Source organism: Candidatus Izemoplasma sp. (genome assembly GCF_982632705.1).
Genome location: NZ_CEXEES010000049.1, coordinates 1 through 11,413, shown reverse-complemented (window position 1 = coordinate 11,413; position 11,413 = coordinate 1). Strand labels below are relative to the sequence as shown.

General features: G+C 32.1%; 12 protein-coding genes. 2 read left to right on the top strand and 10 right to left on the bottom strand.

Annotated features, from left to right (window positions below; translation table 11 throughout):
• Positions 1-36: 36 nt before the first annotated feature.
• A complete protein-coding gene (locus tag AC2LE6_RS06835) occupies positions 37-591 on the bottom strand; it encodes an L-threonylcarbamoyladenylate synthase (RefSeq protein ID WP_484478519.1) in 555 nt (184 codons plus the stop codon).
• Positions 592-676: 85 nt separating this feature from the next.
• On the opposite strand from AC2LE6_RS06835, the gene AC2LE6_RS06830 reads away from it, so the two are divergent.
• Positions 677-2,395 (top strand): ABC transporter ATP-binding protein, encoded by a 1,719-nt coding sequence (locus AC2LE6_RS06830; RefSeq protein WP_484478518.1) that lies wholly within the window; start codon positions 677-679, stop codon positions 2,393-2,395.
• 25 nt (positions 2,396-2,420) lie between these two features.
• On the opposite strand, the gene AC2LE6_RS06825 is transcribed toward AC2LE6_RS06830, so the two are convergent.
• The 6 genes from AC2LE6_RS06825 to AC2LE6_RS06800 are packed head-to-tail and all read right to left on the bottom strand — an operon-like array spanning position 2,421 to position 7,720.
• Complete coding sequence (locus AC2LE6_RS06825; protein ID WP_484478517.1) at positions 2,421-3,038, bottom strand: ribonuclease HII; 618 nt, start codon at positions 3,036-3,038, stop codon at positions 2,421-2,423.
• On the bottom strand, positions 3,031-3,888 hold the full coding sequence (gene ylqF, locus AC2LE6_RS06820; RefSeq protein ID WP_484478516.1) for a ribosome biogenesis GTPase YlqF: 858 nt from the start codon (positions 3,886-3,888) through the stop codon (positions 3,031-3,033). The genes AC2LE6_RS06825 and ylqF overlap by 8 nt, the downstream gene beginning before the upstream one ends.
• 22 nt (positions 3,889-3,910) lie before the next feature.
• The gene (gene lepB / locus AC2LE6_RS06815) at positions 3,911-4,717 is read right to left on the bottom strand and encodes a signal peptidase I (protein WP_484478515.1); all 807 of its coding nucleotides are present in this window, start codon (positions 4,715-4,717) and stop codon (positions 3,911-3,913) included.
• A 10-nt stretch (positions 4,718-4,727) separates the two neighbouring features.
• Positions 4,728-6,656 (bottom strand): DNA translocase FtsK, encoded by a 1,929-nt coding sequence (locus AC2LE6_RS06810; RefSeq protein WP_484478514.1) that lies wholly within the window; start codon positions 6,654-6,656, stop codon positions 4,728-4,730.
• 4 nt (positions 6,657-6,660) lie between these two features.
• Positions 6,661-6,984: a thioredoxin family protein gene (locus AC2LE6_RS06805; RefSeq protein ID WP_484478513.1), complete on the bottom strand. Its 324-nt coding sequence runs from the start codon at positions 6,982-6,984 to the stop codon at positions 6,661-6,663.
• Positions 6,971-7,720 carry a hypothetical protein gene (locus tag AC2LE6_RS06800; protein ID WP_484478512.1) on the bottom strand — a complete coding sequence of 250 codons (750 nt, stop codon included), beginning with the start codon at positions 7,718-7,720 and terminating at the stop codon, positions 6,971-6,973. The genes AC2LE6_RS06805 and AC2LE6_RS06800 overlap by 14 nt, the downstream gene beginning before the upstream one ends.
• Positions 7,721-7,812: 92 nt before the next feature.
• Between AC2LE6_RS06800 and AC2LE6_RS06795 the strand changes: the two genes are divergently transcribed.
• Positions 7,813-8,634: a Cof-type HAD-IIB family hydrolase gene (locus AC2LE6_RS06795; protein WP_484478511.1), complete on the top strand. Its 822-nt coding sequence runs from the start codon at positions 7,813-7,815 to the stop codon at positions 8,632-8,634.
• A gap of 12 nt (positions 8,635-8,646) precedes the next feature.
• Here the strand turns inward: AC2LE6_RS06795 and ffh are convergent, their stop codons facing one another.
• Genes ffh through ftsY form a run of 3 tightly spaced genes read right to left on the bottom strand, consistent with a single transcriptional unit; the run spans position 8,647 to position 11,349 of the window.
• Positions 8,647-10,053, bottom strand: a complete 1,407-nt coding sequence (gene ffh / locus AC2LE6_RS06790) for a signal recognition particle protein (protein ID WP_484478510.1) — start codon at positions 10,051-10,053, stop codon at positions 8,647-8,649.
• 4 nt (positions 10,054-10,057) lie between these two features.
• Complete coding sequence (gene ylxM / locus AC2LE6_RS06785; RefSeq protein ID WP_484478509.1) at positions 10,058-10,381, bottom strand: YlxM family DNA-binding protein; 324 nt, start codon at positions 10,379-10,381, stop codon at positions 10,058-10,060.
• On the bottom strand, positions 10,381-11,349 hold the full coding sequence (gene ftsY / locus AC2LE6_RS06780; protein WP_484478508.1) for a signal recognition particle-docking protein FtsY: 969 nt from the start codon (positions 11,347-11,349) through the stop codon (positions 10,381-10,383). Before ftsY ends, ylxM begins: the two co-directional genes overlap by 1 nt.
• Positions 11,350-11,413 lie beyond the last annotated feature (64 nt).

The following is an 11,413-nucleotide window of genomic DNA, read 5'->3' as shown; positions in this document are numbered from 1 at the left end:
TAGTTTAATATCTAAACAAAAAGAGACATACTACTCCTATAAGTAGATGTCTCCTTGTCTTAATGTTTTTTTGTTCTTAACGTCATAAACTGTGCTACTGATGTTGAATAAATCATCCCCACCAATTACATAATCAACTTCGTCTGAAAATGTCATTGCATCACTGTATTTCAGTACAGATGGTTCTGTACTAATATTCAAACTAGTAACTGCCATAGGTCCAAAATGATCGAGTATTTGTAGTGCGATTTCATCCTTAGGAATCCTAACGCCTACTGTATCGAAACCACTTGTTACAAAATCTGGAACACTTTCCAGTTTATCAAAGATCAAAGTCAATGCCCCAGGCCAATGTTTCTTACCATATTTCTCACCCAAATCATAATCTTTAACCAAACTCTTTACTTGTTCAAGATTTGCACATAAAACAGCAAGCGGCTTTACACCATCTCTTTTTTTTATGTTGTAGATTTTGTCTACGCCCAGTTTACTGTTCAACAAACATCCAATGCCATAAACAGTATCAGTTTGAAATATAATTACTTCATCTTTTAAATCGATTTTTAATAAATCTTTTACATTAATTTCCATAATATCACCAACACCATTATAGCAAATTTATTTTATACTTACTACAATAATTTACTTGTGATATAATGCGTTTGAGGTGAACATTATGTTGAAAACATTTATCAAGTATTACAAGAATCACAGATTACTATTCTTTCTAGATTTATTAGCCGCTACTGTAATGAGCGCTGTCAATCTATTATTCCCTTGGTTCACAAGATTATTTATCAATGATTTTATACCAAACGGACATATGCAACTTATATTCTCTTACGGGGCTATATTGCTTGGTTTATACATGGTGAAAATGTATTGTAATTACTTCGTTAATTACTACGGACATGTTATGGGAACTCGTATTGAAAGAGATATGAGGATAGACCTGTTTAAGAAGATTCAAACGTTGGATTCAGATTATTTCGATGATCATAAAACAGGGAGTATCATGTCTCATATAGTTGGGCATTTAAGAGACATTTCAGAAATGTCTCATCATACACCTGAAAACATATTTGTATCGACTGTTATGATAATTGGTAGTTTCACAATACTAGCTACAATTCATCTGACATTTACATTGATCGTGTTTGTATTCATAATCTTCCTAGTGATATTTAGTGCGACACGACGTAAAAAAATGATGCAGGCATCAAGAAAAACAAGAAAAACTCATGAAGAAATAAATAGCGAAGTTGAAAATAGTATTGGTGGAGTTAGATTAACAAAAGCGTTCACCAATGAAGAATTCGAAATTCAGAAGTTCACAAGAGTTACTGAATTATATCAGGAATCATTTGGAGATTTCTATAAGCAAATGGGTATATTCAGCAGTGGTACAAACTGGTTTATAGATTTACTATATCTTGCCGTTTTAGTGTTTGGTGGATACTTCGTTTCAAAAGGCGAAATGAATGTTGGAGACTATACAGCATACTTCTTATACATTAGTTATTTGATTCAACCAATTCGTACTTTGATTGGTACAATCGAGCAAGTTCAAAAAGGTTGGTCAGGTTATGAAAAGTTCTACAACACTATGAATATTCAACCTAAGATAACATCACCAGAAGATCCACAGTATTTAGATGATACTTTTGGTACAATCGAATTTAAGAATGTATCATTCCAATACGAATCATCAAGATCTCATGTCTTACATAATTTCAATGTAAAGGTGGATAAAGGTAGGAAAGTTGCATTGGTTGGTGAAACTGGAGTTGGAAAATCAACAATAAGCAAATTAATCCCAAGATTCTACGATGTCAACGAGGGTCAAGTTCTAGTAGATAATATTGACGTTAAAGATTATGATATATATTCTTTAAGAAGCAATATAGGTCATGTTCAGCAAGATGTCTACATATTCTATGGAACAATCAGAGATAACATCTTATATGGTAACCCTGAAGCGGATTTAGACGATGTAATGGAAGCTGCAAAAAAAGCAAATATCCATAAGTTCATCCTAAGCTTAGAAGATGGTTATGATACATTTGTTGGAGAACGTGGTGTTAAATTAAGTGGTGGGCAAAAACAAAGAGTTAGTATCGCACGTGTATTCTTAAAAAATCCACCAATACTTATCCTAGATGAAGCAACTAGTTCATTGGATAATGTAACGGAAAAACTTATTCAGAAGGCATTAGATAATTTAAGTTCTGGAAGAACTACCTTAGTTATAGCTCATAGGTTATCAACTATATCAAACGCAGACGAAATCCTTGTTTTAACAGAGGATGGAATTAGTGAAAGAGGAACACATAAAGAACTAATTACTCGCAAAGGATATTACTCAGAGTTGTATAATGCATCCTTAGACATTTAAAAAGAGTGACCCAAGTGGTCACTCTTTATATTTCTAGTGTTAGTTGATTCTGAATTCTATCTTTCACAGGTTTATATGTCTTTCTGTGAATCTTACAAATACCTAGAGTATCAAGTGCCTCTATATGTTGTTGAGTAGGATACCCTTTATGTTGTTCAAATCCATAACCAGGATACTTATCCGCCATCTTCACCATATAATGATCTCTCTCAACTTTTGCAATAATACTAGCCGCAGCAATGCTTGCTGATTTTGTATCACCTTTGATGATAGCCTCATGCGGAATATCATCACCAAGTGGCATAGCATCACTCAAAACAAAATCTGGTTCTGTTGTCAAATCATTCAATGCTTCAATCATTCCTTTTTTAGATGCTTGATAAACATTTATTTGATCAATCTCTTCTTCAAATATATAAACAATACTGTACGCCAATGCGTACTTTTTTATTTCTTTTGCAATTTTTTCTCTTTTTAACTCAGATATTTTTTTTGAATCATTTAATCCGTAGATTGTAACATCTGGATCAAGTATTACCGCTGCACAAACAAGAGGTCCAGCAAGTGGTCCACGTCCAACTTCATCTGTTCCAGCAATTTTTTGATATCCTAACTGATATAAATTATTTTCAAACTCATACATGTTCATCAACCCTATCCAAAATTATTTTTCCGAATTTTTCGTGTCTAAACTCATGTAGAAATACATTGCTTACCTTTTCATAATCAATATGGTTTCCTGGAAGTAAGAATCCTCTTCTTCTTCCAATGTCATCAAAAATCTTTACTACATCATCAATATCTACTTTAATATCGTATCGAGCTTCAAATTGAGTCTTGTAGAATTTATCCAGAATTTTAAACCCATAAATAACAACATCATCAATTGGTAGAATATCATCTTTTATTGCGCCTGTTAACGCTAATCTAAAAGCAATATCCTCATCATCAAATTTCGGCCATAAAATACCGGGTGTATCCAACAGTTCTAAGTCTTGACCAACTCTAATATATTGGGTTTGCCTAGTAACTCCAGGACGATCTTGAGCAACGAGTTTCCTTTTGTTCGCTAGTTTATTTATAAGTGTAGACTTCCCAACATTAGGTATCCCTAAAATCATCGTTCTAATTGGTCTCTCTTTTCGTCCACGACTCTTTTCTTTTTCGATTTTGTCTTTTAATATCTCTTTCAACAAAGGTAGTATTCTATTTACACCTTTACCATTTATTGCGTTTACTCTAAGGGCTTTAACACCTTTTTTATCAAAATAGTTAATCCATTTTTCTAGTTCTTTTGGATCTGCTAAGTCTGCTTTGTTCAATAGAATAACTCTTGGTTTATCACCAGTCATTTCTGTTATAACAGGATTCCTCGAACTGAAAGGAATTCTAGCATCACGCAGCTCTAGAACGATATCAATTAACTTTATTTTTTCTTTGATTTCTCTTTTTGTTTTGGCCATATGACCAGGGTACCATTGAATTTGCTTCATGTTGCATCAACTCTCTTTTACTTTAATCAAAAAAGTTTACTCTAAATATAACTTCTCCGTAAAAACTTTCTTCTTCTATTGTCCCAAGACTAGGTGTTCTAGAATCTGTACTTTGTTGTCTATTATCACCAAGAACAAAGTATTCTCCTTCTGGTACTATAAAACTACAACTATCACTAATATCTTGTCCTGTACCAGGTAAACATGTTGTAACTGCATTATTTGGTATCTCTGTTGTATCATCTAATAGAAATGTTTCACCGTCTCTTGTTATATATATACTATTGTTTTCAATTGTAACAGTTTCTCCAGGCAAACCTATAATTCTTTTTATATAATATGAATATGTGTCTCCCGAGACAACTTTTATGATTACAGTATCAAAACGTTCATAATTATTTAAATGCGAGATTATAACTGTATCACCTTCATAATAATTAGGCTCCATAGATGGACCTTCTACAACTGCTGGTGACAACAAGAAAGCATTTAAGAATACAACTACCGCAACAAAAATCGGTATTACACTTATTAACTCATATGCTTCTTTTTCTCTTTTTATAAGTTTGAATATGTGTTCCTTATTGAAATGATCTTTGAAGAAACAAAGTGATATGTTTACTATAGTCATTATGACTGACAAGGTTATCAACACTTTGAAGAATAAAGATGTAAATATTACATCAAAATCACTATACTTAACAAACATTGAAGATACAATTGTGATGATAAAAAACACCAATACAATGATTGTTCTTCTTTTAAGTTTCTTAAACAGAATTAATGATTCTGTTTTAAAATCATTTTCTAAATCGTAATTCTCTTCCATATCTATCACCTTAGTCTAATACGTCGTCAAGTTCTTCCATAGTTACATTTACTGTTCTGGCTTTTGAACCTAGATTGGTGCTTACAACACCAAGTTCAGATAGTATTTCTACTATTTTTTGTGCTCGATTAAACCCAACTCTAAATTCTTTGGATATTTTATTTATTGAGCATTCACCTTGAAGTACCACATATCTTGCCACTTCAGGTACGAGTTCATCACTTGATTCACTTTGAGAAGCTTTCTTAATCAATTTATCTTGATCGAACTGATATTCAGAACTTCTTTGTCCACGAATAAACTCATTTACATTATAGATTTCTGTATCACTAATAAAGGCACCTTGTACGCGGATTTGAGGTTGTCCAGATTCACTGAATAACATATCTCCACGTCCTAGTAATTTTTCAGCACCAGCACTATCAATAATTGTCATTGAATCAATATAACTCGATACACTAAACGCAATACGAGTTGGTATGTTAGATTTTATTGTACCTTTTATTACATCAGTACTTGGTCTTTGTGTCGCAATGATTAAATGCATACCACAAGCCCTTGCTTTTTGTGTTAGTCTCATTATTGCTTCTTCAACACTATTCGATGCAACCATCATTAAATCTGCAAGTTCATCAACAATAATTACTACATATGGCATAATGTCAGAATTACCTTCGTTAATGATTTTATCATTATACGATTTAATATCTCTAACTCGTTCATTTGAAAATACCTGGAATCTTCGATCCATTTCTTCCACAGCCCATTTTAGACCAGCAGTAGCAATTTTAGCATCTGTAATTACCGGAGTAAGTAGATGAGGTAAATCATTGTAGCTTGCTAATTCTACCATTTTTGGATCAATCAACATAAGTTTTAATTCATCTGGAGTATATTGAAATAATAGACTCATTAATATTGTGTTTATACATACGCTTTTACCACTACCTGTTGCACCTGCAACTAAACCATGAGGCATTTTTGCAATACTAGCATATACTCCTTTTCCATCAATATCAAGACCAAGAGCTACATTTAATAATGCATCATTTTTGAACTCTGGTTTGCTTAGTATATCAATGAAATGTACAATTTCAGGTTTTAAGTTTGGTACTTCAATCCCCACTGTTGACTTCCCAGGGATTGGTGCTTCAATTCTAATCTCTTTTGCAGCCAATGCCATTTTAAGGTTATCGCTTATATTAACAATTTTACGAACATTAACTCCACTGTCTAAAGCAATCTCGTATCTTGTAACAGTTGGTCCTTTTGTATGATTAACAACTTTACCACCAATTTTAAATTCCTCAATGGTTCTATCTAAAACATCAATTTGACCTTCTATCCACTCAGAATGATCTGTTTCTTTTTTTAATGGTTTTGTTAATAAACTCAATGGTGGTAATTGATATTCTGTGTTGAATTTATTCATAGATTTAGGTGCAGTTATGATTGAGATTTTTTCTTTTTTCTCTTTCGGTTTTTCTACTTCTTTTTTTACATCGAAAAAGTCTGTTATATTTGTTTTAGGTTTTTCAACTGGTTCTTCGAATATATCTTCTTTAGGTGCAGGATAAATCTCAGGTGCTTCTTGAGGTCTCTTTGTCTTTTCTGCATTTCCCAAAGCTTCCGTTAAATTGCTTCCACTTATTAAATCGAACTCATGATATTCACTACCATATCTTCGCTTTTTATCTTCTTTTGATAATTTAGGTTCTGTTCTAAATGAATCATATTGTAAATCATAATCACCTTTGCGTTCATGAGGTGTAGGAATTACGATTTCATCTTTTGCTTTTCGTCCAAAAACAGGAGAAACGAAACGATCTCTCTTGTATTTATCTTTTTCATCTTCCGTTTCTATTTGAGGAACTATGAACGGTTTAGTATCTTTTGTTCTTTCAGTTACTACTAAAGAAACTTTCTTCTTAAAAAGCATAAAATCACCCCTCTAATGTGTTTTTAATGAACATATGTACTTCTTTGTAGCTTTTACTAAATTTGCTAACAAAACGTCCTATTTCTTCATTATTGTTAAACATGATAAAACTTGGAATTCCAAAAATATTTAAATGCCTTGCAAGTTCTATATCTGCATCTCTATCCATTGAAAAAAACTCAATATCTGGATAATCTAATTCAAGTTGTGGTAAATAAGGTTTCACTGCAAAACAATCAGGACACCAATTTGTATAGAAATACACGAATGTATTCTTTGGTTCTTCTATTACTTTGTAAAAATCTTCCATACTCTTAATTGTCTTCATCTTCGTCACCTTCTTCTAGTAAAGCTTGCATTTCTTGTTCAACAAGTTTTACATCTATTGGTTCTTCAAATAGTGCTTTAGAATATACTTTGATTGTCTCTTCACCAACGATACCGATAACTACAATACATACTTTCTTTGTCATAGCAGTTACTGAAGTATTTATAACAGCTTTTCTAAACCAGTAAATTGGATTAACAGCATTAAGTGCCATGCCACCGTATTTAGCTACTTTTCCAAGTTTCATTTTCTTAGCTGCTTTTACAACTTTGTTTTCTTCTACTGCACGTTTTTTATCAAGCATTTCCATTACTTTAACTATTTGCATTTTTTTTGTATTCTTAATCACTGGTTTATCAAGAATTTCACTTATTCTATCAGTGATGTAATGATTTAGGTTTAACAGTTCATTTACGTTCAGTTCTAGTGTTGGGTACTTACTGTCTGGAAAGAAATATTTAGCAATCTCATTTACAAGTTCAAAGCTAATATTAAAAGTGAGTTTTGCAACTCCTTCTTCTTTCAGTTTTCTCTTTTGTTTAAATTCTTTTTGTTTTGATTTAATCAATGCAATTAAGACATCAGGATCCACGTCACTTGTTGGCCTAGTTACTTCTTCAACATCAATTACTTTTGATCTAATAAACAAAAAGACGAATGTTGTTGTTAATAAAACCATACCTGTTAAAACTCCGAAGAAGAACGCAGATATGTTTGGCAAATTTATAAACTCCATTTTCATTCCTCCTTACTAGTAATTATTATAACATAATAATATTTATCTTGTGTATAAATTGTGCTTATGCGATAATATAAAACGGTGATAATATGAAAAGATATTTATTTGTTTTAGATTTAGATGGAACTTTACTTCAGGATTGGGAAACAATTTCTGATGAGTCAGTAAATTATCTTAAATACATTCAGACTTTAGGGCATAAAGTTGTTTTAGCAACAGGTCGTCCCTTTAGATCTGCAGAAGCGTTTTATGATAAAATAGGTTTAAATACACCTTTAATTAATTATAATGGTGGATTAGTAACATCAAAGCATGATAAGAATTTTAAGGGATATAGTCTTACTGTAGACTTAGATTCTGTATTGGATATATTCGAGAATAATAAAGAACATATTGACAATGCTTTTGGTGAAGTGATTGATGATATTTACTTGTTAAAAGATACCGAAGAAATCCAACCGTTACTTCATAATTTTAATGGGGCAAGGTTATTTGTCGGTGATTTCAAAGATATACTAAAAACACCAACAAATGGCTTCATTATAATTTCAAAAGACGGACGTGGTGCTCATATTGAGGACTATGTAGAGAAACACTTCAAAGATAAAGTTCTTCATCGTAATTGGGGAAATGATTATGAGTATATTATAGAATTATTTACTCCAGAAACATCAAAAGGAAACGCAGTAGAGTATGTTAGTAAATACCTTGGTTTTGAACAAGAAAACATAGTAGCAATCGGAGATGCACACAATGATATTGAGATGCTGCAATATGCAGGATTAGGTGTAGCGATGATCAATGCTCAGGATCGATTGAAACCTTATGCTGATACGATAACAGAATTCACAAACAAAGAGAATGGTGTTATTAAATTTATTGAAAAATTCCTAAAGAAAAATGCAGAATAATCTGCATTTTTTTTAATACTTCCAACGTTTCTTTTTCTTACCTGATTTCTTTTTAGCAGGTGTTTGTTTCATTTGATTCATCATCTGCATAGGATTCATATTGGCCATTTGGTTTGGATCCATTCCTTGCATTCTTTTAAATGTTGCTGACATTTGATCAATTTGCTGAATAAGTTTATTCACTTCAGCAACAGAACGTCCACTCCCTTTAGCTACTCTTCGTCTTCTACTACTTGTTTGTGAGATTAGTTTCGGGTTTTTTCGTTCATTTTTTGTCATTGATGAAATCATTGCTTCAACGTAAACAGTTTGTTTGTCATCGACGTTGACACCTTTCATCATCTTGCCCATACCTGGAATCAATTTCATTATTCCACCAAGACTACCCATACGTTTTATCATTTTCAATTGCTTCAGATAATCATTATAGTTGAACTTACCACTCATCATTTTTTCAACCATACCCATCATATCGTCTTCATCGATATTATCAGTAACTTTATCTACTAAAGTCATTACATCTCCCATACCTAAAATACGAGATGCCATTCTTTCAGGATGGAATACTTCCAGTTGATCTAGTTTCTCTCCCATACCCATTAGTTTAATAGAAATGTTAGTAACCTGTTTTAAACTTAATGCAGCTCCACCACGTGTATCTCCATCTAGTTTTGTAAGGATTGCCCCAGTTACACCAAGTGTATTATTGAATCCTTCAGCTACATTTACAGCATCTTGACCAGTCATTGAATCGACCGTTAATAATACTTCTTCAGGCTTTAAATATTCTTTGATCTCAACAAGCTCATTCATCATATCTTCATCAATTTGAAGACGACCCGCTGTATCCACTATTACAAGATTGTTTCCATTAGAAACAGCAAACTCCATTGCTTGTTTCATAATGTTTATTGGTTTTTCGTTGGTACCCATTTCGAAAACATCTACACCAATTTGTCCACCAACAGTTTTAAGTTGCTCAATTGCTGCAGGACGATAAATATCCAATGCAACAAGTAATGGTTTCATGTTATTTTGTTTTCTTAAATGCAAAGCAAGTTTACCAGCAGTGGTTGTTTTACCAGCACCTTGTAACCCTACCATCATCATTTTTGTGATACCGATAGCATTAATTGTTAGTGGTTCTGCTTTATCTCCCATGACACGCTGGAGCTCATCACTAACTATTTTCACAACTTGTTGACCAGGATTCAATCCTTTAAGAATTTTCTCTCCCATCGCTTGTTCTTTAACATTCTTTGTAAATGATTTTACTACCTTGAAATTTACATCCGCTTCAAGTAAACTCAAACGAACTTCTCTCATCATTTCTTCTATATCTTTTTCACTCAAACGTCCTCTACCAGTTATACGTCTAATTGACATTTGCAATCGATCACTTAAATTATCAAAAGCCATAAAATCACTCTACTTTCTTACAATCTTCAACCAAATCAATAATCTCTTGATTATCAGTTTTAGATACTATTTTATCATATAAAGATTTACGTGTTTTTTTCATTTCACGTAACTTTAGCTTTTGTTCCAAATCATTCAATTTTGTTACTGTTCTTTTAAGTTGATCATGTACAGCATTTCTAGATATCTCGTAATTCTCACTAATCTCAGAAATACTTAAATCATCAAAATAATACGCTTCAAAATACGATTGTTGTTTACTGGTTAGTAATTCTTGATACAGATCATATATTTTGTTTAACTCAATGTTTTTCTCTAATAAGTCCATTACATAACATCTCCAAACATACCATACAAATACTCATCGAAATCAAAGTGCTCTAAATCTTCTAATTTTTCACCAAGTCCCACATATTTGATAGGGATTCCCATTTCTTCACGTATAGCTAGTACAATACCACCTTTGGCTGTACCATCTAGTTTAGTTAGAACAATACCTGTAATTTTAGTTACTTCATTGAATATTTTCGCTTGAGACAAGCCATTTTGTCCAGTCGTTGCATCAACAACCAACAACGTTTCATGTGGTGCTCCTTCAATCTCTCTATTAATCACTCTATTAATTTTATCGAGTTCATTCATCAAATTCTTTTTGTTTTGAAGTCTACCTGCAGTATCACATAATATTACATCAATGTCATTTTGCTTTGCATAATTAATCGCATCAAACATTACACTTGAAGGATCACTACCTTCTTCTTTGCTAAAGAACTCAGAGTTTACTCTTTCAGACCAAATTCTCAATTGTTCAATCGCTCCTGCTCTGAATGTGTCCCCCGCAACTAACATTACTTTTTTACCATCTTTAATCATTTCGTTTGCTACTTTTCCAATTGTAGTAGTTTTACCTACTCCATTAACACCAACAAATAGAAACACATTTACTCTACCAGCTTCATAATTGATAGTATTTAACTCCAGTTCATCCTTAACATATAAAGAATACATGTTCTCAATAATCAATTCCATGAGCATATCTGCATCACTAATCTTTTTTATTTTTATTGTTTTTCTTAAGTGATCAACAAATTTAACAACTGTGTTAACTCCAACATCAGCCATAATTAATATTTCTTCTAACTCATCAAAAAAATCATTTGAATCCAAAGATTTTGAAGCCAACAAGTCCTTTATATTTCCAAAAATAGAATCTCTAGTTTTAGACATTCCGATTTTATACTTTTGCGCATTCATTCTGCGTTCTTTTGTTTTAAATATTTTACTAAAAAATCCCATAATATCTCTTCTCTCTAAATAATCAAAAATATTATAACATATATTTAATTATTACTCTATAACT